This is a genomic window from Streptomyces sp. NPDC026092, from assembly GCF_040638605.1.
Taxonomy (GTDB): Bacteria; Actinomycetota; Actinomycetes; order Streptomycetales; family Streptomycetaceae; genus Streptomyces.
The window spans coordinates 98,543-122,455 of record NZ_JBEZYN010000010.1 but is presented as its reverse complement, the minus strand read 5'-3'; the positions used below and the strand labels follow the sequence as shown (position 1 = coordinate 122,455).

At 72.5% G+C, this 23,913-nt stretch carries 24 protein-coding genes; 7 read left to right on the top strand and 17 right to left on the bottom strand.

The window, feature by feature from the left end:
* The first annotated feature begins 26 nt into the window (after positions 1-26).
* Positions 27-755: a VOC family protein gene (locus AB0F56_RS18630; RefSeq protein ID WP_362010603.1), complete on the top strand. Its 729-nt coding sequence runs from the start codon at positions 27-29 to the stop codon at positions 753-755.
* Between the two features lie 45 nt (positions 756-800).
* On the opposite strand, the gene AB0F56_RS18625 is transcribed toward AB0F56_RS18630, so the two are convergent.
* Positions 801-1,439: a hypothetical protein gene (locus AB0F56_RS18625; protein ID WP_362010600.1), complete on the bottom strand. Its 639-nt coding sequence runs from the start codon at positions 1,437-1,439 to the stop codon at positions 801-803.
* A gap of 160 nt (positions 1,440-1,599) precedes the next feature.
* Here AB0F56_RS18625 and AB0F56_RS18620 point away from each other — a divergent pair, with 160 nt between their 5' ends.
* The gene (locus tag AB0F56_RS18620) at positions 1,600-3,177 is read left to right on the top strand and encodes a GMC oxidoreductase (protein WP_362010597.1); all 1,578 of its coding nucleotides are present in this window, start codon (positions 1,600-1,602) and stop codon (positions 3,175-3,177) included.
* Positions 3,178-3,201: 24 nt separating this feature from the next.
* On the opposite strand, the gene AB0F56_RS18615 is transcribed toward AB0F56_RS18620, so the two are convergent.
* Positions 3,202-3,687, bottom strand: coding sequence for a carboxymuconolactone decarboxylase family protein (locus AB0F56_RS18615; RefSeq protein ID WP_362010594.1), 486 nt, complete (start codon positions 3,685-3,687; stop codon positions 3,202-3,204).
* On the bottom strand, positions 3,684-4,763 hold the full coding sequence (locus tag AB0F56_RS18610; protein WP_362010591.1) for a dihydrodipicolinate reductase: 1,080 nt from the start codon (positions 4,761-4,763) through the stop codon (positions 3,684-3,686). The genes AB0F56_RS18615 and AB0F56_RS18610 overlap by 4 nt, the downstream gene beginning before the upstream one ends.
* 308 nt (positions 4,764-5,071) lie before the next feature.
* Here AB0F56_RS18610 and AB0F56_RS18605 point away from each other — a divergent pair, with 308 nt between their 5' ends.
* Both AB0F56_RS18605 and AB0F56_RS18600 read left to right on the top strand, forming a co-directional pair.
* Positions 5,072-6,148: a phosphodiester glycosidase family protein gene (locus AB0F56_RS18605; protein WP_362010887.1), complete on the top strand. Its 1,077-nt coding sequence runs from the start codon at positions 5,072-5,074 to the stop codon at positions 6,146-6,148.
* A 138-nt stretch (positions 6,149-6,286) separates the two neighbouring features.
* Positions 6,287-7,087: a VOC family protein gene (locus AB0F56_RS18600; protein WP_362010588.1), complete on the top strand. Its 801-nt coding sequence runs from the start codon at positions 6,287-6,289 to the stop codon at positions 7,085-7,087.
* A gap of 88 nt (positions 7,088-7,175) precedes the next feature.
* Here AB0F56_RS18600 and AB0F56_RS18595 read toward each other — a convergent pair whose 3' ends face one another.
* The 12 genes from AB0F56_RS18595 to AB0F56_RS18540 all read right to left on the bottom strand — a co-directional run bounded on the left by AB0F56_RS18595 (position 7,176) and on the right by AB0F56_RS18540 (position 19,473).
* The gene (locus AB0F56_RS18595) at positions 7,176-8,759 is read right to left on the bottom strand and encodes a hypothetical protein (protein ID WP_362010585.1); all 1,584 of its coding nucleotides are present in this window, start codon (positions 8,757-8,759) and stop codon (positions 7,176-7,178) included.
* 138 nt (positions 8,760-8,897) lie between these two features.
* Positions 8,898-9,092, bottom strand: coding sequence for a hypothetical protein (locus AB0F56_RS18590; RefSeq protein ID WP_352190023.1), 195 nt, complete (start codon positions 9,090-9,092; stop codon positions 8,898-8,900).
* A gap of 113 nt (positions 9,093-9,205) precedes the next feature.
* A complete protein-coding gene (locus AB0F56_RS18585) occupies positions 9,206-10,057 on the bottom strand; it encodes a phosphatidylinositol-specific phospholipase C/glycerophosphodiester phosphodiesterase family protein (protein ID WP_362010583.1) in 852 nt (283 codons plus the stop codon).
* A gap of 162 nt (positions 10,058-10,219) precedes the next feature.
* Positions 10,220-10,888, bottom strand: coding sequence for an ATP-binding cassette domain-containing protein (locus tag AB0F56_RS18580; protein ID WP_362010580.1), 669 nt, complete (start codon positions 10,886-10,888; stop codon positions 10,220-10,222).
* A complete protein-coding gene (locus AB0F56_RS18575; RefSeq protein WP_362010885.1) occupies positions 10,881-11,801 on the bottom strand; it encodes an ABC transporter ATP-binding protein in 921 nt (306 codons plus the stop codon). Before AB0F56_RS18575 ends, AB0F56_RS18580 begins: the two co-directional genes overlap by 8 nt.
* A 125-nt stretch (positions 11,802-11,926) precedes the next feature.
* Positions 11,927-12,763 carry an ABC transporter permease gene (locus AB0F56_RS18570; RefSeq protein WP_362010577.1) on the bottom strand — a complete coding sequence of 279 codons (837 nt, stop codon included), beginning with the start codon at positions 12,761-12,763 and terminating at the stop codon, positions 11,927-11,929.
* Positions 12,756-13,721, bottom strand: coding sequence for an ABC transporter permease (locus tag AB0F56_RS18565; protein WP_362010576.1), 966 nt, complete (start codon positions 13,719-13,721; stop codon positions 12,756-12,758). The genes AB0F56_RS18570 and AB0F56_RS18565 overlap by 8 nt, the downstream gene beginning before the upstream one ends.
* 23 nt (positions 13,722-13,744) lie before the next feature.
* Positions 13,745-15,352 (bottom strand): ABC transporter substrate-binding protein, encoded by a 1,608-nt coding sequence (locus AB0F56_RS18560; protein ID WP_362010573.1) that lies wholly within the window; start codon positions 15,350-15,352, stop codon positions 13,745-13,747.
* A gap of 121 nt (positions 15,353-15,473) precedes the next feature.
* On the bottom strand, positions 15,474-16,550 hold the full coding sequence (locus tag AB0F56_RS18555) for an acyl-CoA dehydrogenase family protein (RefSeq protein ID WP_362010570.1): 1,077 nt from the start codon (positions 16,548-16,550) through the stop codon (positions 15,474-15,476).
* A complete protein-coding gene (locus AB0F56_RS18550) occupies positions 16,547-17,743 on the bottom strand; it encodes an acyl-CoA dehydrogenase family protein (RefSeq protein ID WP_362010568.1) in 1,197 nt (398 codons plus the stop codon). The genes AB0F56_RS18555 and AB0F56_RS18550 overlap by 4 nt, the downstream gene beginning before the upstream one ends.
* The gene (locus AB0F56_RS18545; RefSeq protein WP_362010565.1) at positions 17,743-18,708 is read right to left on the bottom strand and encodes an NADPH:quinone oxidoreductase family protein; all 966 of its coding nucleotides are present in this window, start codon (positions 18,706-18,708) and stop codon (positions 17,743-17,745) included. Before AB0F56_RS18545 ends, AB0F56_RS18550 begins: the two co-directional genes overlap by 1 nt.
* Before the next feature lie 138 nt (positions 18,709-18,846).
* Positions 18,847-19,473, bottom strand: coding sequence for an XRE family transcriptional regulator (locus AB0F56_RS18540; protein ID WP_362010562.1), 627 nt, complete (start codon positions 19,471-19,473; stop codon positions 18,847-18,849).
* 75 nt (positions 19,474-19,548) lie between these two features.
* On the opposite strand from AB0F56_RS18540, the gene AB0F56_RS18535 reads away from it, so the two are divergent.
* From AB0F56_RS18535 to AB0F56_RS18525, 3 genes are all read left to right on the top strand, one after another.
* A complete protein-coding gene (locus tag AB0F56_RS18535; protein ID WP_362010560.1) occupies positions 19,549-20,541 on the top strand; it encodes an NAD(P)/FAD-dependent oxidoreductase in 993 nt (330 codons plus the stop codon).
* 63 nt (positions 20,542-20,604) lie between these two features.
* Positions 20,605-21,504, top strand: a complete 900-nt coding sequence (locus AB0F56_RS18530) for an SDR family oxidoreductase (protein ID WP_362010557.1) — start codon at positions 20,605-20,607, stop codon at positions 21,502-21,504.
* Positions 21,505-21,629: 125 nt separating this feature from the next.
* Positions 21,630-22,409, top strand: coding sequence for a VOC family protein (locus AB0F56_RS18525; RefSeq protein WP_362010554.1), 780 nt, complete (start codon positions 21,630-21,632; stop codon positions 22,407-22,409).
* A 1-nt stretch (position 22,410) separates the two neighbouring features.
* Here AB0F56_RS18525 and AB0F56_RS18520 read toward each other — a convergent pair whose 3' ends face one another.
* Both AB0F56_RS18520 and AB0F56_RS18515 read right to left on the bottom strand, forming a co-directional pair.
* Entirely contained in the window at positions 22,411-23,244 is an 834-nt protein-coding gene (locus AB0F56_RS18520) for an enoyl-CoA hydratase/isomerase family protein (protein WP_362010552.1), read from the bottom strand.
* A 52-nt stretch (positions 23,245-23,296) separates the two neighbouring features.
* Positions 23,297-23,869: a hypothetical protein gene (locus AB0F56_RS18515; RefSeq protein WP_362010549.1), complete on the bottom strand. Its 573-nt coding sequence runs from the start codon at positions 23,867-23,869 to the stop codon at positions 23,297-23,299.
* Between the last annotated feature and the right edge of the window lie 44 nt (positions 23,870-23,913).

The window sequence follows — 23,913 nt, the reverse complement described above, 5'->3', positions numbered from 1 at the left end:
CCGGCGCCCCTTGTTGGGTCAGTCTCATGGCCCGCGACCTCGGCGCCGCCGAAGCCTTCTACGGGGGTGTCTTCGGCTGGGAGTTCCGCCCCACCCGACTGGGTGAGGAGTTCTCCGTCGCGCTGCACGACGGCGCCCCGGTCGCCGGGATCGGCGCCCTGGCGCCGCGCCTCGCGGTGGCCGTCGCCTGGACGCCGTACTTCGCCGTCGACGACGCCGACGTGACGGCGGCCCGGATCCGGGAGCGCAGCGCGACGGTGGCCGTGGGGCCGCTGCGGTTCGGGACGGGGCGAGCGGCGCTCGCCTCGGACCGCGAAGGGGCCGTCTTCGGCATCTGGGAGGGCGAGATCATCCCCGACTGGAGCGTCGGCAAGGGCGGCGCCCCTGCCTGGCTGGAGCTGCGGACCAGGAACGCGTTCGACGCGGCGATCTTCTACGCGGAGGTGCTCGACTGGGCCGGTGAGCTGCCCGGCTGCTGTCAGGTGAGCTACGAGGACGACCACGTCGTCCTGAGCCACGCCGACATCACGGTCGCGCGGCTCTACGGGGGCGCGGTGGAGGACGCCCCCGACCCGCAGGTCAGACCCCGCTGGCACGTGCACTTCCGGGTCCCCGACATCGACGAGGCCGTCGAGGCGGCGATCCGTCTCGGCGGTACGACGGCCTCGCCGGCCCGGCCGTCGGGCAACGGCAGGTCCGTGGCGCTCCGCGACCCCGACGGCGCGCTCTTCACGGTGGCCGACAGCGTGGAGTGACGCGCCCCGTCCCCGGCCCCGACCCCCGGCCCCCGCCCCCCGGGTTCACTCCCCCGCGAGGGCGGCGCGCCTGATCGTCGCGTCGACGAGGGCGAGGGCCTGGTCGGCGGTACGTCCCGGAGTGCGGTTCCAGGGGCCGATGAGCCCGGTCCAGCCCTGCGCGCGCAGCTCGGTGACGATCCAGGCGGCGGAGCGGTTCATGGTGTCGGCGCTGCCGTGACCGAGGCGGTGCGCGGTGAGCAGCGCGCCGCAGAGGCAGCGTGCGCCCCGGGCGTCGCGGAGCCGGTACGGCTGGTTCTGCCAGCCCCACTCCACCAGGACCCGGCGGGCGTGGGCCAGGTGGGTGGAGGGGCGTACGTCGGGCTGTCCGAGGCGGCGCCAGGCGTGCAGCCGGTCGGGCAGGATCGCGCCGAGCCTGCCGGGGAGGGGCCGCTCGGCGGGCGGGGCCGGCGGGATGTCCCGTAGCGCGGCGGCGACGAGCTGGTCGACGGGCACGGAGAGCAACCGACGCCAGTCCCCCTGAAACGGCTCCGACTCGATCGGCGCAGCCTCCGGCTCCTTCGAGCCACCCGCGGGCGCCGACGGGGCGTCCCAGTGACGGACGATTTCCTGCCACGCGGCGGTGTCGTGGAGCTCGACCGCGACACGGTCCAGATCGTCGGGGGCGAGGGTCGCGAGGGGCATGTGCGCTCCGGGATCGGCGGATCTTCGACTCATCGTTATGTCGGCTTTGTCCGGAACATTCTTGAGCGATCCAGCCAAAAGTTACCCATAGGTATGCCGTGACTTCCCAGGCGGGCGGCAGTAGAACTCGTTCCCATTCCACCGACAGTGAGGGCTCCTCATGGCTGTTACACGCCGTGGATTCATCACGGGAACAGGTTCTATTCTCGGCACTCTGGCACTCCCCGCCCACGCCTACGCCTCGGCCACCTCGTCCCGCATCCCCGTCCTGATCATCGGCACCGGCTACGGCGGCTCCGTCGCCGCGCTGCGGCTGGCCCAGGCGGGGGTCGACGTGCGCATGGTCGAGATGGGCATGGCCTGGGACACCCCCGGCCCCGACGGAAAGATCTTCGCCAACACGACCACCCCGGACCACCGGTCCTTCTGGCTGCGCACCCGCACGAAGCAGCCACTCAGCCAGTTCCTGGGTTTCCCGCTCGACAAGGACGTCCCCCGCCACACCGGGATCCTCGACGCCGAGGAGTTCGCCGGGATCACGGTCTACCAGGGCCGGGGCGTCGGCGGTGGCTCCCTGGTCAACGGCGGCATGGCGGTCACCCCGCGCCGGGAGAACTTCGGCGCGATCCTCCCGACCGTCGACGCCGGCGAGATGTACGACGTCTACTACCCGCGCGCCAACGCCGGGCTCGGCGTCAACCACGTCGACCCGAACTGGTGGGAGAACGCGGCCTGCTACCAGTACGCCCGGGTCGGCCGTAAGCACGCCGAGCGCTCCGGCTTCCCCTTCGTCTTCGTGCCCAACGTCTACGACTGGGAGTACATGAAGCAGGAGGCGGCCGGCGCCGTCCCCAAGTCGGCGCTCGCCGGCGAGGTCCTGTACGGCAACAACCACGGCAAGAAGTCGCTCCAGAAGACCTATCTGGCGCAGGCCCGGGCGACCGGGCGGGTCACCATCTCACCGCTGCACCGGGTCACGTCCGTGACGCCCGCGTCCGGCGGCGGCTACACCGTCGACATCGAGCGGCTCGACACGGCCGGGAACGCCACGTCCGCCGAGACCGTCGTCGCGGACCGCGTCTTCTTCGCGTGCGGCAGCGTGGGCACCAGCAAGCTGCTGACCAAGCTGCGGGCCACCGGCGCACTGCCGGGCCTCAACGGCGAGATCGGCAAGGGCTGGGGCGACAACGGCAACGTCATGTGCGGCCGGGCCAACCACATGTGGGACGCGACCGGCAAGCTCCAGTCGTCCATGCCCACCGCCGGCATCGACAACTGGGCGGCGGGCGGCGCGTTCGCCGAGGTGGCGCCGCTGCCGACCGGCATCGAGACGTACGCCTCGTTCTATCTCTCCATCACGAAGAACCCGAACCGCGCCGAGTTCGCCTGGAACCCCGCGACGGGCCGGGTCGAGCTGAACTGGCAGACGGCCTGGAAGCAGCCGTCGATCAACGCCGCCAAGACCATCTTCGACAAGATCAACGCGAAGGAGGGGACGATCTACCGCACCGACCTGTTCGGCGCCTACAAGATCTGGGGCGACCACCTCACGTACCACCCGCTCGGCGGCGCGGTGCTCGGCCGGGCCACCGACAACTACGGCCGCCTGCACGGGCATCCGGGGCTTTATGTGATCGACGGCGCGCTGATCCCGGGCAACACCAGCGTCAACCCGTTCGTCACGATCACCGCGCTGGCCGAACGCAACATCGAGAAGATCATCGCCACCGACCTCTGAGCCGCGGACCGCCTCGGCCTCGGCTCAGGACGTCGGCAGCACGCACGCCGCGTCGAGTCCGAGGACCCTGTTGAGGCGTCCGAACGACAACCAGGAACCGATGCTCATCGTCAGCTCCACGATCTCGGGCTGGCTGTAGTGCGCGGTCATACGAGTCCAGAAGTCCTCGTCCTCGTCGAGACCGTGGTGATCCAGGGCGTACCGCTCGGCGTACTCCGCGGCCAGCCGCGTCCGGTCGTCGAAGGCATCGGTGGTACGCCACTGGGTGACGGCGTCCGCGAACGAATCCTCGACCTTCTCGCCGTCGCGGTCGGTCCGCCAGTCGAGGCAGAACAGACAGCCGTTGATCTGCGCGACGCGCAGCCGGGCGGCCTCGAACTCGCGCAGGCCCAGGGTCGTATGGGCGTAGACGGAGAGGGAGAAGTTCGCGGCGGCCGTCCCGATCTCGGGGACGATCTCACCCCACACGTACTCGATCGGGTGCTTGCCCTCGGGGACGTCGATCCTCATGGTCGCTTCCTTCCCAGTCTGCCCACTGCGGGGCGCAGCGGGACGTCGAGCGCGTCGTAGAGGCCGGGCTTCGCGTCCACGAGCCAGTCGACGGCGTTGACGAGCCGGCCGACGGCCGTGGCGTTCCCGCCCGCGGAGCGGTTCGCGTCCTCGTCGGTGGCCTCGACCGTGACCTCGATGCGCGGGCGGCCCTCGATGACCACCCGGTGGGCGCCGACACCGTCGGGCGGGGTGGGCCAGCCGGGGGCGCAGGAGGGGTGGATCCGGGTGACGTGCTCGATGACGATCCGGGGTTCGCCGGCGACGATGCCCTGGACCTCGAACCGCACGGCGCCCTGGGTGCCGGCCTCGAAGACGCCCATGGTGCGGGTGGTCACGGTGGTGTCGAGGGCGCGCCGCGCCATGGTCTCGCGGATCTCGTCGAGTTCGACGCCGAGGGCCCGGGCCATCAGCCGGATCTGGCCGCCCCACACCATGGTCGGTATGGACTCGGCGAGCATCAGCGGCTCGTACTCCATGGGGTGCCCCATGCCGATGAGATGGCGGACCGAGTCCTCCTGCTCGTACGTCGAGTAGTCGAAGATCTCCTGGCAGCGGACGACGTCGACGGTGGAGCCGAGGCCGCTGATCAGGAGGGGCAGCACGTCGTTGCCCCAGCCCGGGTCGACGCCCGAGACGAAGAGCGAGCCGCCGCCCTCGGCGACGGCGGCGAGGACCGGGTCGCGGAACTCGGGCGGGGCGCCGCGCTGGTCGTAGAGCGGGTAGAGCGCGGGCGTGACGACGACGGCGCCGCCCCGGACGGCCCGGACCACGTCGGCGAGGGCCTCGTCGGGGCGGATGTCCCCGGAGGCGGCGTACACCACCGCGCGGGGGCGGGCGGCGAGCACGGCGTCGATGTCGTCGGTCGCCGCGACCCCGAGGGGGCGGTCGAGTCCGGCGAGGGAGCCCGCGTCACGGCCGACCTTGGCGGGGTCGTGGACGAGGACGGCGGCGAGGGCGAGCCCCGGGTGGGCGTCGACGGCCCTGATGGCCGCGCGGCCGACATTTCCGGTACCCCAGACAACGGTCGGAATCATGCGGGGAAGAATAACCTGACGGACCGTCAGTTCCTAGAGTCGGGAACGAGTTCGGTCCGTTTCCCCATCCGTTCCCCGACACTCGGCTCCTGATCCCCTCGCTGTCATCTACGCCTGATCAACTCCCTTGTGATTCCGACACAGTGACGGTACGTCAGGGGCAGACTGTGCGAGTTCCGGTTTCACGCGCCCGAGCGCCGGCCACCGTCCTGCTGGCCTGGTGCGCGCTGCTCGCGGCCGCCACGCCCGGTACGGCCGACGCCGTCTGGACGGAGGTCGCCCGGGGCGTCGCGTACCGCACCTTCGATGTGACCGGTGTCGGCGGTCCGGCCCGGGTCCATCTCGTCTCGGTGGATCTGCGTGCGCCCGGGGTCGGCGTCGATCTGCTCACCCCCGGCACGGTCGCGGCCCGCGCCCCGCTGTCGGCGCTCGCCGACGCGCGCGGGGCGGTCGCCGGGGTCAACGGGGACTTCTTCAACATCACCGAGACCCAGCACCCGGGTGTCGAGGCGACCGGCGCCCCGGTCGGCCCCGCGATCGCCGCCCGGCGGGGGCTGAAGTCGGCGGTGCCCACCGGGCAGCGGTTCGGGCCCGCGCTGCCGCCGGGCACCGACACCCGCGAGGTCCTGGGCGTGGGCGTGGACGGCCGGGCCCGGCTCGGCCGGCTCACCCTGGACGGCACGGTGTCGACGCCCGACGCCCTGTTCCCGCTCGGCGGGCTCAACGCGTACGCGCTGCCGGTCGGCTCCGTCGGGGCGTTCACCGCCGACTGGGGCGCCGTCTCGCGCGTCCGCGCCACCTGCGGCACGGACACCGACCGGGCCGCTCCCTGCTCCACGGAGACGTACGAGGTGACGGTGCGCGACGGACGGGTCGTCGCGGTGGCCGACACGCCCGGGCGGGGACCGATCGCGGAGGGCTCCGAGGTCCTCGTGGGCCGCGAGGCGGGCGCCCGGAGCCTGCGGGCGCTGGAGGTGGGCGACCGGGTCGGCATTCGCCACCGTCTTGTCGCGGAGGGTTCCCGCGTCCCGTACGTCTTCGCGGTGGGCGGCTATCCGGTGCTGCGGGCGGGCGAGCCGCTGCCGGGCCTCGACAGCAGGACGTCCGCCGTCCGCACGGCGGCCGGCCTCGCGGACGGTGGACGGCGTCTGCTGCTGATGGCGCTGGACGGCGGCCCCGAGTTCCGGACCGGCCTGACGATCGCCGAAGTGGCGACGGTACTGGACCAGGTGGGCGCGGTCGACGGCTTCAGCCTCGACGGCGGAGGCTCCTCGACCCTCGCGACGCGGGATCGGGACGCCCCGTCGGTCACCGTGCGCAACCACCCCGCCGGAGGCACCGAACGCCCGGTGCCGAACGGCGTCGGGATCTTCGCCCGCCGCTGAGCCGCCGCCGCCTCTTCGTCGACCCTGCCCGGACACGCTCCGTCACCGAGCGGGGTGCGCGAGCCGTCGATAGCGTGGGACTCACCACCCCATCGAAGCGTCTTCGAACCACCATCGATCGGAAGAGAGAGTCCCGTCATGGCCGCACGACCTGAAGGCACACCGGTCTGGACCGACGCGGCGTTCACCGACGTCGAAGGAGCCAAGACCTTCTACGGCGAGGTGCTGGGCTGGACCTTCGGTGAAGCCTCCTCGGAATTCGGCAACTACACCCAGGCGTACCGCGACGGCAAAGCGGTCGCGGCCGTCGTCCCGCCCATGCCGGGCCAGGACGGCGAGCCGCAGTCGGCCTGGTGTCTGTACTTCTCCTCGCCCGACGCCGCCGCCACGGCCGAGAAGATCAGGAGCAGCGGCGGCACCATCCTGATGGAGCCGATGGCCGTCGGCGACTTCGGCTCCATGTGCCTGGCCCAGGACCCGGCCGGGGTCGTGTTCGGCGTCTGGCAGCCCGGCACGCACGAGGGGTTCGAGCTGGAGGGCGAGACCGGCTCCTACGTGTGGGCGGAGGTCTTCACCCGGGAACCCGCGAAGTCCGACGACTTCCTCACCTCCGTCTTCGGCTACAACGCGCAGAAGATGGCCGACGACACCATGGACTACAAGGTCTTCGACCTGGGTTCCGAGACGCCGGTCCTGGGGCGGATGAAGATGACGGAGGAGGACTTCCCGGCCGAGGTCCCGTCGTACATCCAGGTCTACTTCGTCGTCGACAACTGCGACCAGGCGGCCGACCGGGCCGTGAAGCTCGGCGGACAGAAGGTCTTCGGGCCGATGGACAGCCCCTTCGGGCGGTACGCGGCGATCCTGGACCCGCAGGGCGCGGCGTTCGCGGTGATCGACACGAAGACCACCGTGGGTGACATGCCCGACATGGTCTGAGCGGTACGCGCGACGGTGCCCGGGGCCGTGAAGGTCCCGGGCACCGTCATGCCGTGGCTTCGTCAGTCGCCGTCAGCCGTGGTCGTCGTCAGCCGCCGTCGCGGACGGCGACGATCCCGTTGAAGACGCCGACGTACGCCGTGCCGTCGGGCCCGATGGTGATCGGGGCCCAGTTGTTGTCGTAGGCCGGACCGGTGCCGGTGAGCTGGCTCCAGGCGCGCTTGCCGGTGCGGAAGTCGACGGCCGTCAGGTACCAGGCGTCCACGCCGAGGGGGTTCGGCTGCTTCTCGTAGAAGTACAGCAGTCCGTTGGCGGTGGAGAGCTTGGGGACGGTGGAGGGTGAGCGGACGTCGCTCTCCCACACGGTGTCGCAGCCGCTGCCGTCGGCCCGGACGTCGATCCGGGTGGCGCCGCCGACCACGCTGCGGCCGAAGGTGAGCGTGGTGGGGTTCTCGTAGCCGTAGTTGTTCTCGAGGACGAGGCTGTTGCCCCAGCTGATCAGGGAGTTGTCGGTGGTGGAGGCGCCGGAACGGAAGACCGGCACCTTGCAGACCAGCCGTTCGGCTTCGGGGACGTCGGCGCCGCGCCGGTAGACGAGGACGTTCATCCGGTCGTCGGCGTTGTCGGTGATCGCGACGTACTGGTCACCGGTGCCGAAGAGGTCGGGCGTGGTGCCCGAACCCTGGTTCACCGAGCCGGGTTTGGTGCCGGTCCCCCGGTCGTAGGTCTGCCGCCACTGGACGCGCGGGGTGCCGTCGGGGTCGGCGCGGAAGCTGTAGAGCGCGTGGTCGGAGACGATGGAGACACCGTCCCTGGCGACGGAGAAGGAGTTCTGGATCTCCTCGCCGTCCAGACGGATCGAGCGGAGCGTGCCGGTGGCGGGGTCGACGGTGCCGACCCGTCCGAGCCGGGTCACCCACCAGACGCGGCCGTCGTAGTCCGGCATGACGGAGGTGATGGGGTCGCAGACGCCGCTCGGGAAGAGGTTGGTCCAGGTGACGCAGTCGTGCGGGACGAGCGGGGTGAGGTCCCAGTCGTTCTCGACGACGAACTCCCAAGCGCCGTCGGCCTTCTGACGGTGTGCGATCCGCAGCACGTGCTGCCGGGAGTCGGCGAGGACGACCCGGTCCTGGTTGTCGAGGTAGAAGTAGGCGCCGCCCGAGGTGTCCTTGAAGATCTTCTCGAAGTCGAGCCGGGTGATCGCCTCGACGGTCGAGGAGCGCTGCGGCAGCCTGTACTCGGCGAGGGTGTCCAGGGTGCGCGGGTCGAGCAGCTTGAGCAGGAAGCCGGAGAACGTACCGCAGACGGTGACGAGACGGCCGCCCGCATCGAAGGTGGCCGTGGCGCACTCTCCGCCGACGGCGGCGATCTTCTCGCTGGAGACCTGCGGGTCACGCCCGAGCGGGCCGGAGAACGGGTGCGTACCGCTGCCGGCGCCGTCGGCGTGCATACCGCTGCGCCCGTTCGGCGCGAGGTACGGATGCTGGTCGGGCGCGTCGCCCGGCACGGGCCGGGCGGGCGCGGGGGCGCCCTGGTACGGGGCGACGAGCCGGTGGCCGGGGGCCTTCGGTATGTCGTCGGCGAGAGCGGCGGGCGTGGCGAACGCGAGGGCAATGGCGCTCGCCACGGCGATCAGGGCGAGCGCGCGGGCTCGTCCGGTGGGGGTGGTCAATGCGGCTCCTCGGATGCGTACGTCGGTCGCGCCGGCGGCCGACGTTAGGCCCGAGTGCATGAGATGTACATGGAACTGCCGCTGGTTTCATACCCACTTCATGATCGCGCAACGAACCGACCGAGGAGTCGCGAAACGTTACGGCTTGAGGCTGCTGACGACGTTGGCGGTGGCGGCGACCCCGTTCTGGATGGTCGGCGCCATGCTCGTGCCGGCGAGGAAGAAGCCGAGCAGGGCGCAGACCAGCGCGTGGGAGAACTTGAGGCCACCGTTGCGGAGGAAGATCACCGCCAGGACGAGCAGCAGAAGTACGACAGAAACGGACACGGCCATCGCCCACACCCTCCTTGCGCCGCGCCGGAATCGCGGCGTTCGGCGGCCAGTGTGGCGCAGCGGGAGCGCCGTCCGGCCGTACGGCATGTCGGCCGAACGGGTGGGATTCCGTGTCAGCGGTTCAGGTAGGCGCGGAGCCCGGCGAGGTCGTCGGTGTTGATGTGGTCCACCCGGGCGGCCCGCAGTTCGCCCCAGAGGGCGTCGCGCGCGGGTCCGGGGGCGTCGGGAGTGGCCCAGAAGCGGACCCGCTGTCCGCGCGCGTGGGCGGTGCGGACGATCGAGCGGAGCCGGGAGCGCTCCTCGGCGGGGAAGGGGCCGACGCCGGTCCAGCCGAAGGACTGGGTCCAGTTGGAGCTGATGAGCGGGATGAAGGAGGCGGGCGCCGGGGCCGCGGCGGCGAGGTCGTCGAGCCGGCCGTCGTAGAAGGCGTGGCGGAAATCCTGCGCCTCCATCGGGGCGCGGGCGGCGCGGTCGCCCGAGATGACGGGGGTCACGGCGCCGAGCCGGACGTGGCCGGCGGCGTAGGTGGACAGCATCCGCCGGTACGGGCGGAGTTGGCGGTGGAGCTCCTGGTACGCGGCGACGCCGTCGGCCTTGATGTCGATGAGGAGCTGCACGGGGTGGCGGTAACCCGGGTACACGGCCCCGTGGTTGGCGCGCACGCGGGCGAACAGCGGGTCGAGGTAGAGCGAGCGGAGCGTCCGGCTCGGGTCGAGTTCGGCAGGCTCGTGCGCGACGAGCAACTCCCCGTCGACCAGGAAGACATCGGCCTCGACGCTGGTGAACCCATGGGCGAGGGCGTCGTGAAGGGGCCGCGCGTGCAGATAGTCGTTGTGCGCGTGCGCCTGCGGCAGGGGCCTGACGCGATGGGCGGCGACGGCGGTGCCGGGCAGCACGAGGCCGGCGACTCCGGCGGCTCCGGCTGCGAGGGCGGCGACGGTGGAACGCCGGGACAGGGGCGCCATGGGGAGACTCCTGGGGGACGGGTCGACGCGGACCCGACCGAGTATGACCGGAGTCAGGCACCAACTTGCCCGCTATCCAAAGGTGTTGGCCGACCGGACGCCGGCCGTCCGCCGATGGTTCGCATCCCCTGAACGGGCGGCTTCCTACGACGCGTTGCGCTGTCAGGACTTCTCGGCGGCCACGCAGTCCGCCCACTCGATCGTGCGGTCGCGCCAGCGGGTCAGCAGGACGCGGTCGTGGGCGACGGCGAGAAGGCCCGCGCCGGACTCCGTACGGTAGGCCTCCACGGCCGCGACCAGCGCCGCCGCCGTGGACGCGTCGAGCATCGCCGTCATCTCGTCGCAGATGAGCCAACGCGGGCGGAGCACCAACGCCCGGGCCAGGCAGGCGCGTTGGAGCTGGCCGTCGCTGACCTCGTGGGGGCGGCGGGCCAGCAGGTCGGCCGTGAGGCCCACCGTCGGGGCGAGTTCGGCGAGGCGCGGCTCGACCTCCGCGCGGCCGCCGGTGGCGCGCAGCGGTTCGGCGATGAGGTCGTACAGCGACAGGCGCGGGTCGGCGGACATCCGGGGCTGCTGGAACACCACGCCGACGGCCGTCCGCAGCGGCCGGGGGGCCCGGTGGCGCCAGCCCCGTACGGACTCCCCGTCGATCGTGACGCGCCCCACCTCCGGGCGGTGCAGCAGCGCGGCGACCCGGGCGAGCGTGGACTTGCCGCAGCCGCTGGGGCCGAGGAGCCCGACGGACTCGCCGGGTGCGACCGTGAGCGAGGCGCCCCGGACGACCGGGTTGCGGCGTTCGTATCCGGCGGTGATGGAGTCGAGTTCAAGCACGGGGCGCTCCGGGTGCGTCGGTCGGCCGTGCCTCCGGGTGGTGGCAGGCGACGCCCGCCAGGAGGGCCGGTGGCGTGTCGCACGCCTCCGTCGCCCGGGGGCAGCGCGGGGCGAACGCGCAGCCGGGCGGGAGGGCGGTCAGCTCGGGCGGCATGCCGGGGATGGGGGTGAACGCGCGGTCGGGCAGGGCGTTCAGGAGGCCACGGGCGTACGGGTGGCTCGGGCCCGGCTCGCCGAAGAAGCGGTGCGCGGGGGTCGACTCGACGATCCGGCCCGCGTACATCACCGCGACCCGGTCGGCGATCCGCTCCGCGGCCGCCAGGTCGTGGGTGATGAGCAGCAGCGCCCGGCCGTCGTCGGCGTGGCGGCGCAGTTCGTCGACGGTCCGGTCGACCAGGTCGCGGTCGAGCCCGGTGGTCGGCTCGTCGGCGAGGAGGAGCGGGGCGTCGCCGATGAGGGCGAGCGCGGTGGCGGCACGCTGGGCGAGGCCGCCGGAGAGTTCGTGCGGGTACCGGTCGAGGTGCCCGGCCGGGAACGCGGCCCGTTCCGCCGCCTTCTCGGCCGCCGCGCGGCGCTCCCGCCGTGCGGTGGCCGTCAGCTCGCGGACGGTCTCCTCCAGCTGGGCGCGGACGGTTCGTACGGGTGTGAGGTGGGCGGCCGGGCTCTGCGGTACGAGACCGACGCGCCGTCCTCGTACCGTACGGGCCAGGGTCTTCTCGTCGGCGGCGAGCAGGTCGACGCCGTCGAGCAGAGCCGTGCCGGAGGTCTCGGCGTTGCCCGGCAGGAGGCCGAGGAGCGCGGAGGCGAGGACGGACTTGCCGCAGCCGCTCTCGCCGACGAGGGCGAGGCACTCCCCCGCCGCGAGGTCGAAGTCGGCGTCGCTGACGGCGGCGACGTGGCGGGCGCCGCGCATCCGGAAGCGGACGGAGAGGCCGCGCACGCTGAGCACGGCGCCGTCGGTGCTCCCCCTACCTGCGGCGGGGGGACCCCCAGCGGTGACCGCCTCCAGGGCACGTACGACACGCGAGTCCGGGGCGGTCACAGCATCAGCTCCGATCGGCGGCGCGGGTTGAGCCGGTCCCGCCACGCGCCGGCGAGCCCGGCGACGGCCAGGGTCGGCACGATGAGGAGCAGTCCGGGGAAGAGCGTCGGCCACCAGTCCCCGGCGAGCAGCGAGGCGCGCGCGGACTGGACCAGGTTGCCGAGGCTGGCCTGGTGGCTGGGCAGGCCCAGGCCGAGGAAGGAGAGCGCGGACTCGTGCCACATGGCGTGCGGCACCATCAGGACGGCGGCGAGTCCGGCCTGCGGCAGGACCGCGGGCAGCAGATGGCGCACGGTCACCCGCCACCGCGAGGCGCCGCCGGAGATCGCCGCGTCCACGAACGGACGGGAGCGCAGCGAGAGGACCTCGGAGCGGACGATCCGGGCCGTCGACAGCCAGTGGGTCAGGGCGACGGAGACGATGACCGGCCAGACGCCCGGCCGGAACATGGCGACGATGAAGATGCCGAGCAGCAGGTGCGGTACGGAGGAGAAGGCGTCGACGATCCGCATCACGACCCGGTCGGTCCAGCCGCCCAGGGAGGCGGCGGCCGCGCCGACGGCGGTGCCGATGACGGTCGCGACGAGGGCGGCGACCACGCCGACGAGGAGCGAGATCCGCAGCCCGTAGACGCAGCGCAGGAGCAGGTCGCGGCCGACGTCGTCGGTGCCGAAGGGGTGCTCCCAGGACGGCGGCAGCAGCTTCAGGGAGAGGTCGACGGCCTGCTCGTCGAGCTGGACGATCGGCGGCACGAGGAGAACGGCGAGAAGGACGGCGCCGGTGATCCCGGCGGAGGACCACAGGCGCAGGCGCCGGGTGCGCTGCTCAGCCATCGAATCCCACCCTCGGGTCGGCGAGCCCGTACAGCAGGTCGGAGAGGAGGTTGCCGAGGAGGACGGCGGCCGTCGCGAGCACGGTGAGCGCGGCGAGCAGCGGGAAGTCCACGGAGGTGGCGGCCTGGACGGTGGCGGCGGCGATGCCGGGCCAGCTGAAGACGGTCTCCACGAGCAGCGCCCCGGTGATGAGTTCGGGGACGCGGGAGCCGACGAGGGTGAGCATCGGGAGCATTCCCGAGCGCAGGGCGTGGCCGAGGAGGACGGTCCGGTCGCGCAGGCCACGCGCGCGTGCCCCGCGCACGGGGTCCTCTTCGAGGGCGTCGCCGACGCCCTGGCGGACGTACAGGAAGAACCAGGGCAGCTGGGAGACGCCGAGGACGAGGGCGGGCAGCACGAGGTGGGTGGCGACCTGGTCGAAGGTGACGGTGTCGCTGGCGGTGTCGGTGAGTCCGCCGGCCGGCAGGGCGCCGAGCTTGAGCGCGAAGAACCAGATGGCGAGCAGCCCGAGCCAGAAGGCGGGGGCGGCTTCCAGGGTGTACGCGGCGGAGCTGACGGCCCGGTCGAGCAGTCCGCCCCTGCGGCGCCCGGCGAGGACACCGAGGCCGGTGCCGAGCGCGATGGCGACGAGGAAGGCGGTGGTGGCGAGCAGCGCCGACCAGCCGATCCGCTCGGCGATGACGTCGGCGACGGGTTGGCGCATGACGCTGGAATCGCCGAGGTCGCCCTGGAGCGCCGAGGTCAGCCACTCCCACCAGCGGGTGGTGAGCGGCTGGTCGACGCCGAGGTTGGCGCGGAGCTGGTCCAGGTTCTCCTGCGAGGAGGTGAGCCCGGCGGTGCCCGCGTAGGCCTTGACGGGGTCGAAGGGGGAGGCTTCGGCGACGGCGAAGACCGCGAAGGTGACGCCGAGGAGGACGGGGACGGCGAACAGGGCCCGCCGTCCCGTCATCCTCGCCATGGCCCCCCAGGGGAGGCGCCGGCTCACTTCTGGGTGTCCTTGGGCTTCCAGCTCTCGACGTTCCACCAGGGGCCGGACGCGAGGCCGTGGTCGTGCGGCTCGGTCTGGGTGGACAGGCCGTCCCAGTTGTCGTTCACCACGTAGAGGTGGTCGATGTGGGTGAGGAAGGTGTAGCCGGGGTTCTTGACCAGTTCGCGCTGCACGGTGTCGTACGCGGCGCGCCGCTTGACCGGGTCGTTGGTCCGGCGCCCGTCGACGAGGGCCTTGTCGACGGTCTTGTTGTCGTACCAGGCCATGTTGTTGAAGCCGTCGCCGCCGAGGCTGGACGTCAGCAGCAGGTACTGGTCGAAGTCGGGGTCGCCGGGCGAGCCGCCGCCGGCGAGGACCGCGTCGGTCTTCATCCGGGGCTCGATGACCTCCCAGGTGCCGCCCTGGGTCTTGATGTCGATGCCGGCCTTCTTGGCGTCGGAGGCGTACGCGAGGGCGTGGTCCTGGCGGAGCTTGTCGCCGGAGAGGTACCAGAGCGGGAACTCGGCCCGTACGCCGTCCTTCACCCGGACCCCGTCGGCGCCGGGCTTCCAGCCGGCCTCGTCGAGGATCTTCTTGGCGGCGTCGAGGTCGTGGCGGCGCTCGGTGCCCTTGGCGAACCACTCGCTGCCGGTGGGAACGGGTCCGTAGGCAGGCTTGCCCGCGCCTTCGAGGATCTTGTCGACCATGGCCTGCCGGTCGACGGCGACGTCGAGCGCGCGGCGGACGGCGACGTCGCCACTGACCTTGTTGTGCGTGGGGAGCGTGACGGTCCGGTAGTCGTACGTCTTCGCGGCGTACGTCTTCTTCGCCTTGTCGCCCTTGAACCCGGCGGCCAGGTTCGGCGGCAGGATGGCGCCGTCGAGGTCACCGGAGCGAAGCCGGGTGGCGCGGACGTCGTCGTCCTTGATGATGGCCATGGTGAACTTCTTCACCTTCGGCGAGCCGTCCCAGTAGGTGGGGTTGGCCTTGAAGCTGAGCTTCTCGCCCTTGGACCAGTCGCTGAGGACGTACGGCCCGGTGCCGATCGGCTTCGTGGTGAAGGCCCCGGTGTTGACGTCCTGCCTGCCCGCGACGTGTTCGGGCGCGATGCCGAGGACGGTGCGCTCGGCGAAGGGCGCGTAGGGGTACTTGAGCCGGAAGACGACGGTGTCGTCGCCGACCGCCTCGACGCTCTTGAGGGCGTCGAGCTCGGTCTTTGACGGGTTGTTGGTCTTCGGGTCGAGAATCGTCCTGTACGTGAAGACGACGTCCTTCGCGGTGAACCGGGCGCCGTCGCTGAAGGCGACCTCCTCGCGGAGGGTGTACGTGTAGGTGAGGCCGCCGTCGCTGATGTGGGGCAGCTTGACGGCGAGGGCCGGCTTCAGCTTCATGTCCGCGTCGAAGGCGAGGAGCCCGTCGAAGATCTTGGAGTTGCCGTCCTTGCCGTAGCCGAGGAGCGGGCTGAGCGTCTCGGGCTCGTAGGCGATGCCGACGACCGCGGAGTCCTTCGCCCCGCCGGAGCCCGCGGCGCCGCCGCCGGGGTTCGAACAGGCGGCCGCGGTGAGGGCCAGTGCCCCGGCCAGCGCGACGGCGGCGGTGCCGCGTATGGATCGGGCGGTCATCGTGCCCACACCCCTCTTGAAGATCAACTGTTGTTGCGAACAACATGCAATTAAACAGTATGTAAAGGGGTGCGGGCACAGCGGGACCCTTACTTCGGCCTCCTGGGCCCCTGTCCCGCGGTCAGGCCGGGGCCGGAAGGTCGACCAGGGCGGCGATCGTGTTCTGGTGGTGTCCCGTCGAACCCAGGGCGATCTGGTCGGACTTGGCTCGCTTCAGGGCGAGGTGGGCGGGGTGTTCCCAGGTCATGCCGATGCCGCCGTGGAGTTGGACACACTCCTCGGCGGCGTGGACGGCGACCTTCGCGCAGTACGCCTGGGCGACGGCGACGGTCAGCGGGGCCTCCGGGCTGTTGGTCGCGAGGGCGTCGGCGGCGGCGCGGGCCGCCGCGCGGGCGTTCACGATCTCCAGCCAGAGCTGGGCCATGCGGTGCTTGAGCGCCTGGAAGGAGCCGACCGGCCGGTTGAACTGGTAGCGGGTGCGGGTGTGTCGGACGGTCTCCTCCAGGCACCACTCGGCGAGCCCGAGCTGCTCGGAGGCGAGGAGTCCGGCTCCGGCGAGGAGGCCGCGTTCGACCGCCGCCTGCGATGTCGCCGCGTCGGCGAGGCGGGTGCCCGTGCCGGCGGCCGTCGTCACTGTCGCCAGGGGGCGGGTCAGGTCGAGCGGTGTCTGCGGTACGAGCGTGGCCTCGTCGGCCGGGACCGCGTACAGGCCGTCCTCCCGCGGGACGAGGAGGACGTCGGCGGCGGGCGCGTCGCCGACGCCGGTCGCGGTGTCCGCCGGGGACGTCCGGGCGCCCGGGGCCGTGGACAGCGGCAGCGCGAGCACCACGACCGTGCGGCCCGCGGCGAGACCGGCGAGCAGCTCGGCGACCGGGGCGCTCCCGGTGTCCAGGGCGAGCAGGGTCTCGGTCGCGACGACCGCGCTCGTCAGGTACGGAGCCGGGGTCACCGCGCGCCCGAGCTCCTCCAGGACCACGGCCGCCTCGCGGTGGCTCGCGCCCTGGCCGCCCAGTTCCTCGGGGACGAGGAGTCCGGCCGCGCCGATCTCGCCCGCGAGGGACTTCCAGAGCCCGGGGACGTACGGGTCGCCGGTCTCGATCCGGCCCAGCAGCACGCTCGGGTCGGCCCGGTCGGTGAGCAGGGAGCGGACCGCGGACCGCAGGTCGTCCTCGGTGTCGGAGTAGAGGAGGTCAGTCATCGCGCGAGGTCCTTCCAGGCGACGTCCTTGTCGTTGCGGGGCTCGGAGGGCAGGCCGAGGACGCGTTCGGCGACGATGTTGAGCAGGACCTCGGTCGTGCCGCCCTCGATCGAGTTGCCCTTGGAGCGCAGATAGCGGTACCCGGCGTCGCGGCCGGTGAAGTCGACGAGCTCGGGGCGGCGCATGGTCCAGTCCCCGTACAACAGCCCTTCTTCTCCGAGGAGTTCGACCTCCAGACCACTGATGGCCTGGTTGAGGCGGGCGAAGCCCAGCTTCATGGCGCTGCCCTCGGGGCCCGGCTGCCCGGCGACGAGCTGCTGGCGCAGCCGCTCGCCGGTGAGGCGGGCGACCTCGGAGTCCACCCAGAGGTCGAGGAGCCGCCGGTGGAGGTCGTGGGTCCGCAGCTCCGGGCGTTCGCGCCAGGTCGTGGAGACCGGCCCGATCATGCCGCCCTCGCGCGGGATGCGGGCGCCGCCGATCGAGACCCGCTCGTTCATGAGCGTGGTCTGGGCGACCCGCCAGCCGTCGCCGATCTCACCGAGCCGGTGGGCGTCGGGGATGCGGACGTCGGTGAGGAAGACCTCGTTGAACTCGGCCTCGCCGGTGATCTGGCGCAGCGGCCGCACCTCGACACCCGGGTCGGACATGTCGCAGATGAAGTACGTGATGCCCTTGTGCTTCGGCAGATCGGGGTCGGTGCGGGCGATGAGGATGGCCCACCGGGCGACGTGGGCGCTGGACGTCCACACCTTCTGGCCGTTGACGACCCACTCGCCGGTCGCCTCGTCGAGGACGGCGCGGGTACCGAGCGCGGCGAGGTCGGAGCCGGCCCCGGGCTCGCTGAAGAGCTGGCACCACACCTCCTCGCCGACCCAGAGCGGCCTGAGGAAGCGCTCCTTGACCTCGTCGGAGCCGTACGCGAGGAGGGTCGGCGCGGCCATGCCGAGGCCGATGCCGATCCGGCGCGGGTCGTTGTCGGGGGCGTCGGCGGCGGCGAGTTCGGCGTCCACGACGGCCTGCAGGGAGCGCGGGGCGTCGAGTCCGCCGAGGCCCTCGGGGTAGTGGACCCAGGCGAGCCCGGCGTCGAAGCGGGCGCGGAGGAAGTCGGTGCGGTCCGTGGTGGCGGGCGGGTGCTCGGCGAGCAACCGGCGGGTACGGGAGCGCAGTTCGTCGGCGTCGATCGCGGTGGCCATCACGCGGCCCCTTCCGGGAGGACGACGAGCCGGCCCGTGGTCACGCCCTCGCTGACGCGCTGCACGGCGTCGGCCGCGGCCTCGAACGGGACGCGCTCGCTGACCAGGGGCTTGATCAGGCCCTTGGCGGCGTACTCGGTGAGCGTCTCGTGGCACCGCAGGATCGCCGCCGGGTCCTTGAGGTTGTACAGACCCCAATGAAGGCCGACGATCGAGTAGTTCTTGACGAGGGCGTGGTTGAGGGCGGGCGAGGGGATCGCCCCGCTCGCGAAGCCGACGACGACGATCCGGCCCTCGAAGGCGACGACCTTCGCCGACTGGGCGTACGCCTCGCCGCCGACGGGGTCGTAGATCACGTCGGCGCCCCGGCCGCCGGTGGCCTCCTTGACGGCGGCGATGACGTCCTCGGAGCGCCGGTCCACGACGACGTCGCAGCCGAGCGCCCGGGCGACCTCGACCTTGTCCGATCCGCCGACGACGCCGATGACGGTGGCGCCGGCCGCCTTGCCGAGCTGGACGGCGGCGCTGCCGACGCCACCCGCGGCGGCGTGGACGAGCAGCGTCTCGCCCTCCTTCAGCGCGGCACGGCGGTGCAGCCCGAACCAGCCGGTCTGGTAGCCGATGTGGAGCGCGGCCGCCTCCGCGTCGTCAAGGGCTTCGGGGGCGGGCAGCACGGCCGCCGCGTCGGCCACCGCGTAGTCGGCGAAGCCGCCGTACGGGAGGGCGGGGGTCGCGATGACCCGCCGCCCGTCCTCGGTCTCGCCGCAGATCTCCACCCCCGGGGTGAACGGCAGCGGGGGCCGCACCTGGTACTGGCCCCGGCAGAGCAGCGCGTCGGGGAAGTTGACGTTGGCCGCGCGCACCTTGAGGAGGAGCTGTCCGGCGCCCGGTGTGGGCGTCTCCACCTCGTCGCGCTGCATCACCTCGCCCGGCTCGCCGTTCTCGTGCACTCGCCATGCCTGCATCGCGGTCCTCCACCAGCCGTCGTCCGTACTGCGCGGTCGGTCGCATACTAAGCGGTCGCTTGTGCCTGGTGGAACCATACGCGGCGGACTTCTTGGCCGCGGCTCCCGGCAGCGGGCCGGGGGCGGCCCGGCCGGCCCTCAGGACTGCTTCGGCCGGGCCCGTACGTGCATCCGCTCGCCCTGCGGCCCGAAGAGGCTCAGGAACTCCACGGGACCGTCCGGCGTGGGCCCGAACCAGTGCGGCACGCGCGTGTCGAACTCGGCCGCCTCCCCCGCCCCCAGGACCACGTCGTGCTCACCGAGGACGAGCCGGAGCTTCCCGGAGAGCACGTAGAGCCATTCGTACCCCTCGTGCACCCGCGGGTCCGGGTTCTCGTACGGCTTCTCCTGAAGCACCTTGTACGCCTGGAGGCCGCCCGGCTGGCGGGTGAGCGGGTACATCGTGCGGCCGTGGCGCACGATCGGCTTGGCCCGGACCCGCGGGTCGCCCACCGGCGGCGCGCCGACGAGCTCGTCCAGCGGCACCTGGTGGGCGCGGGCGATGGGAAGCAGCAGCTCCAGGCTGGGCCTGCGGCGGCCGGACTCGAGCCGGGAGAGCGTGCTCACGGAGATGCCCGTGGAGGCGGAGAGGTCCCCCAGGGTCGCGCCGCGCTCGCGCCGGATCCGGCGCAGCCGCGGGCCGACCTCGTTGAGCACGGCGTCGATGCGGTCGTCTCCGGTGTCGGCCGTCGAGTCGTTCGCTGGTTCGGTCGCTGGTTCCGTCATGACTCCATGATGCCTCGGGTTGCCGAAACGGCAAGAATGTTTGTCGAGACCACCGCCCGGGGGCACGCTTCCCGTATGAGCGAATCCAGCGAGCACACGGACACACACGCACCCGAGCAGTACGACGTCGTGGTGGTCGGCGGCGGCGCGGCGGGCCTGAGCGCGGCCCTGATCCTCGGCCGTTCGCGGCGCCGGACCCTGGTCGTCGACGCGGGCGAGCCGCGCAACGCCCCGGCCGCCCACATGCAGGGCTACCTCTCCCGGGACGGCATGAGCCCGGCGGCGTTCCTGGAGACGGGGCGGCGCGAGATCGCCGCGTACGGCGTGGAGTGGACGGCCGGCCGGGTGACGGAGGCGGTACCGGACGGGGGGACCGAGGGCTTCACGGTGACCGTGGACGACGGTCGCCGGGTCCGGGCGCGCCGGCTCGTCGTCACGACCGGGCTCGTCGACGAGCTCCCCGCGATCGACGGGGTGGCCGAGCGGTGGGGGCGGGAGGTGCTGCACTGCCCGTACTGCCACGGCTGGGAGGTCCGCGACCGGGCCTTCGGCGTGCTCGCGCACCCCGTCTTCGGCGCCCACCAGGCGCTGATCGTCTCCCACTGGTCCCCCGACGTGACCCTCTTCCTGCACACGGCGGGACCGCTCTCCGAGGAGCAGAGCGCCCAGGTCGCGGCGGCGGGCATCCAGGTGGTGGAGGGTGAGGCGGCCGGTCTCGCCGTCGAGGACGACCGGTTCATCGGCGTACGGATGGCCGACGGCCGGGTCGTGGAGCGTGACGTGCTCTTCGTCGGTACGCGCATGACGCCCCGGGACGGGCTGCTGACGGCCCTCGGCGCGGAGACCCGAGAGACGCCGCTCGGCGCGTTCGTGGCCGTGGACGAGACGGGCCGGACGAGCGTGCCGGGTGTGTGGGCGGCGGGCAACGCGATCGGCGCACAGGAGCAGGTGATCAACGCGGCGAGCGGCAGCTACCGCGCGGGCGTGACGATCAACATGGAGCTGATCATGGAGGATCTGGACCGCAAGGTCGCCGCCAGGGTCGAGACCGTCGGATTTCCGGGATGAACGGACGTCCGGGATGAACTGACGGGTCTTCAGTTCTCGCCCCCGCCGCGCTATCGATGCGGCATGACGAACGAGGCGACGGACCCACCCGGACTGCCCGCCCCTCCCCCGCTCGGCGTGAGCGCGCTGCCGCCGGGGACGTACGAGGGGCGGGTGGTCCTGGTGACGGGTGGCGGTACGGGGCTCGGGAAGGCGATCGGGGCCGAGTTCGCGCGGCTCGGGGCTGAGCTGATGATCGTGGGCCGGACGGCCGCCCGCCTGGAGGCCGCGCGGCGGGAGCTGACGGAGATCGCCGGGACGCGGGTGGCGACGGCGGTCTGCGACATCCGCGAACCCGGTTCGGTGGCCGGCGCCTTCGACGCCTGCGAGAGCGCCCTCGGCGCCCGGCCGGACGTCCTGATCAACAACGCGGCGGCCAACTTCCCCGTACCGGCGGAGGAGTTGTCGCCGAACGGCTGGCGGGCGGTGGTCGACATCACGCTGACCGGGACCTGGTTCATGACCCGGGAGTTCGCCCGCCGCCACCTCGCCGCGCGGACGCCCGCCTCCGTCGTCAACGTGGGCGCCTCCTACGCCTGGACCGGCGGCCCCGGCTTCGCCCACTCGGCGGCGGCGAAGGCCGGGGTGAAGAACCTGGTGGAGACGCTGGCGGTGGAGTGGGGACCGTACGGGATCCAGGTCAACGGGCTTGTTCCGGGGCTGATGCCGCACGAGGACATGACGGCCGACATCCGGGGCGCGCTGGTGCGGGCGCCGCTCCAGGACGCCCGGCAGCCGGCGCTCCGCGTCGGGTACCCGCGCGAGCTGGGCTGGGCGGCGACGTTCCTGGCGTCTCCGTACGCCCGGTTCGTCTCCGGGCACACGCTGGTGGTGGACGGCGCGAACTGGCAGCGGCGAGTCCTGGTCAACGATCCCGTGGTGCCGGTCCGCGAGCAGCTGGGCCGGGGGCCGTTCGGGGAGTGACGCGGGTGGGTTGGTCCACGCGGATGAACCCGCGCGACTGCGGCTGCGAGGGCGGTGGAACGGGGCGAGGATCGGCGAGGGTGGCCGGACGGACCTCCTGAGACACCGAAAGGCAGGCACACCACATGCTCGGTACGGACTTCACGAAGGGTTCGCCCAACTGGGTCGACCTCGGCAGCCCCGACACGGTGGGCGCGGCCGCGTTCTACACCGCCGTCTTCGGCTGGGAGTTCGCCTCGGCCGGTCCGGACGCGGGCGGCTACGGGTTCTTCCAGCAGGACGGGCAGACGGTCGCCGCTCTCGGTCCGCTGACCGAGGAGGGGGCGAGCAGCGCGTGGACGCTGTACTTCCAGACGCCCGACGCCGACGCCACGGCGAAGGCCGCGGAGAGCGCGGGCGGGTCGGTGCGCGCCGAACCCATGGACGTCATGGACGCCGGGCGGATGGCGCAGCTGTCGGACCCGGCGGGCGCGGACTTCGCGCTGTGGCAGCCGGGGACGACGAAGGGGCTTCAGCGGACCTCCGAGAACAACACGCTGTGCTGGGCGGAGCTGCACGTGCCGGAGCCGCCGGCCGCGATCGACTTCTACGGGAAGCTGTTCGGCTGGCGCTCGCAGGAGATGGACGCGCCGGGCATGACGTACCGGGTGCTCTCCACCGCCGAGGGGGACCTGCAGGACACCTCCTTCGGCGGTGTCGCCGAGCTCCAGCAGGGCGGGGACCACGCCCGCTGGATCCCCTACTTCGCGGTCGCCGACGCGGACGACATCGTGGCCCGGGCGCAGGGGAACGGCGGCTCGGTCCTCATGCCGGCGGCGGACATCCCCGATGTGGGTCGCATCGCCTGGCTGGCCGACCCGTTCGGCGCCCCGTTCGCGGTCCTGAAGCCCGCCCCGCAGCAGTAGGTCAGGTGCCTTCGAAGCGCGGGGCCCGGCGTGCCGCCTTCGCCGCGTAGCCCTCGCGGGCGTCGGCGGAGGAGAGGGTCAGCGCGGCGGCGGAGGCCGTGCGGTCGAGGGCGGCGGCCAGACCCTGGTCGGCGTAGGCGTCGATGTTCCGCTTGATCGCCCGGACCGCGAGCGGCGCGGCGGCCGCGATGGCGGCCGCCGTCTCGCGGGCGGTGGAGTCCAGCTCGTCGCGTTCGGTGACGAGCTGGACGAGGCCGAGCCGTTCGGCGGTGGCGGCGTCGATCCGGCGGCCGGTGAGGGCCAGGTACTTGGCCCAGCCCGCGCCGGCGTCGCGGGCGATCCGCAGATCGCCGCCCGCGTCGACGGCGACGCCCAGGCCGGCCTCGGGGAGGGCGAAGACGGCGTCGGCGGAGGCGATCCGGATGTCGGCCATGAGGACCAGCTCGAAGCCGAAGCCCAGGCAGTAACCCTGGACGGCGGCCACGACCGGCTGCGGCAGCCGGGCGAGGACGGCGAAGCGCTCGTGGACCCAGCGGATGCCCTCGTCGTACCGCTGGATCTTCTCGGGCGTCGTCCGGCCGGTGATCCCGCCGCCGGGCGCGGTGACGTCGATACCGGCGCAGAACGCGCGCCCCTCGGCCCGCAGCAGCACGACGCGCACGTTCTCGTCGAAGCGGATCCGGTCGGCCATGATCCCGAGCTGCCGACTGGCCTCCCAGCTCCACCCGTTGAGCTTCTCGGGCCGACAGAGCGTGAGCACACCGACGCCTTCCTCGACGACGAACGTGAACCGTTCCTCGCCCGCCGGGATCTCCCTGTCGAGCGTGTCGATCACCGCGCACCCCCTGACTGCTGACGATCCGTCAGACATGGGCCAGGCTAGGGGCTCAGCACTGCCAGAGGAAGGCCGCTTCCGCGCACGCGTCGCAGGCGAAGGCATAGGCGTATCCCCCGCCGAAGTTGGCGACCTGGTCCAGTTGGGCGACGAACCCCATCTCCTTGCCGCAGCCGCCGCAGTCCGGGGTCTCGTCCCACTGGAGCCAGTACGGCTCCCCGCCCAGCTGCCCGAGGACGGCCATGCCGTCCACGGGTCCGAAGGTGTCCTCCTTGCCGTACGTCTCGGCCTCGACGGGCCGGGCCGTCAGCACGGCGACCTTGTCGAGCAGCGTCTCGCCCTCGGCCGGGGCGGCGAGCGGCGTGAGCTCCTCCGCCGGGAAGACGTACGCCCGGTTGCCGCCGGCGGCCGCGTCCCACTCCTCGCAGAGGCCCGGTTCGTTCTGGCACATGAAGACGGCGACGACGTCCGTGCCGCGGTCCAGGTGGGCGATGAACTGCATCGCCCCCGCGCACTCGGCGCAGCGCGGCCAGCCGAAGCCCTCGGGGGCGAGGGGCAGGCCGCCGGCGCGGGAGACGGGTGCGGTGGGGTCGGTCGCGCCGCCGTGGAGGAGCAGTGTGGTCATGACGGCGAGATTAGGCCACGCCACTGACACCGCCCTTGGCCACG

What these genes read in the sequence shown, in the direction of transcription:
- AB0F56_RS18630 (WP_362010603.1), top strand. Translation starts at nt 27, where the DNA reads ATGGCCCGCGACCTCGGCGCCGCCGAAGCCTTCTACGGGGGTGTCTTC.
- AB0F56_RS18625 (WP_362010600.1), bottom strand. Translation starts at nt 1,439, where the DNA reads ATGCCCCTCGCGACCCTCGCCCCCGACGATCTGGACCGTGTCGCGGTC.
- AB0F56_RS18620 (WP_362010597.1), top strand. Translation starts at nt 1,600, where the DNA reads ATGGCTGTTACACGCCGTGGATTCATCACGGGAACAGGTTCTATTCTC.
- AB0F56_RS18615 (WP_362010594.1), bottom strand. Translation starts at nt 3,687, where the DNA reads ATGAGGATCGACGTCCCCGAGGGCAAGCACCCGATCGAGTACGTGTGG.
- AB0F56_RS18610 (WP_362010591.1), bottom strand. Translation starts at nt 4,763, where the DNA reads ATGATTCCGACCGTTGTCTGGGGTACCGGAAATGTCGGCCGCGCGGCC.
- AB0F56_RS18600 (WP_362010588.1), top strand. Translation starts at nt 6,287, where the DNA reads ATGGCCGCACGACCTGAAGGCACACCGGTCTGGACCGACGCGGCGTTC.
- AB0F56_RS18590 (WP_352190023.1), bottom strand. Translation starts at nt 9,092, where the DNA reads ATGGCCGTGTCCGTTTCTGTCGTACTTCTGCTGCTCGTCCTGGCGGTG.
- AB0F56_RS18585 (WP_362010583.1), bottom strand. Translation starts at nt 10,057, where the DNA reads ATGGCGCCCCTGTCCCGGCGTTCCACCGTCGCCGCCCTCGCAGCCGGA.
- AB0F56_RS18575 (WP_362010885.1), bottom strand. Translation starts at nt 11,801, where the DNA reads ATGCGCGGCGCCCGCCACGTCGCCGCCGTCAGCGACGCCGACTTCGAC.
- AB0F56_RS18570 (WP_362010577.1), bottom strand. Translation starts at nt 12,763, where the DNA reads ATGGCTGAGCAGCGCACCCGGCGCCTGCGCCTGTGGTCCTCCGCCGGG.
- AB0F56_RS18565 (WP_362010576.1), bottom strand. Translation starts at nt 13,721, where the DNA reads ATGGCGAGGATGACGGGACGGCGGGCCCTGTTCGCCGTCCCCGTCCTC.
- AB0F56_RS18560 (WP_362010573.1), bottom strand. Translation starts at nt 15,352, where the DNA reads ATGACCGCCCGATCCATACGCGGCACCGCCGCCGTCGCGCTGGCCGGG.
- AB0F56_RS18555 (WP_362010570.1), bottom strand. Translation starts at nt 16,550, where the DNA reads ATGACTGACCTCCTCTACTCCGACACCGAGGACGACCTGCGGTCCGCG.
- AB0F56_RS18550 (WP_362010568.1), bottom strand. Translation starts at nt 17,743, where the DNA reads ATGGCCACCGCGATCGACGCCGACGAACTGCGCTCCCGTACCCGCCGG.
- AB0F56_RS18545 (WP_362010565.1), bottom strand. Translation starts at nt 18,708, where the DNA reads ATGCAGGCATGGCGAGTGCACGAGAACGGCGAGCCGGGCGAGGTGATG.
- AB0F56_RS18540 (WP_362010562.1), bottom strand. Translation starts at nt 19,473, where the DNA reads ATGACGGAACCAGCGACCGAACCAGCGAACGACTCGACGGCCGACACC.
- AB0F56_RS18535 (WP_362010560.1), top strand. Translation starts at nt 19,549, where the DNA reads ATGAGCGAATCCAGCGAGCACACGGACACACACGCACCCGAGCAGTAC.
- AB0F56_RS18530 (WP_362010557.1), top strand. Translation starts at nt 20,605, where the DNA reads ATGACGAACGAGGCGACGGACCCACCCGGACTGCCCGCCCCTCCCCCG.
- AB0F56_RS18525 (WP_362010554.1), top strand. Translation starts at nt 21,630, where the DNA reads ATGCTCGGTACGGACTTCACGAAGGGTTCGCCCAACTGGGTCGACCTC.
- AB0F56_RS18515 (WP_362010549.1), bottom strand. Translation starts at nt 23,869, where the DNA reads ATGACCACACTGCTCCTCCACGGCGGCGCGACCGACCCCACCGCACCC.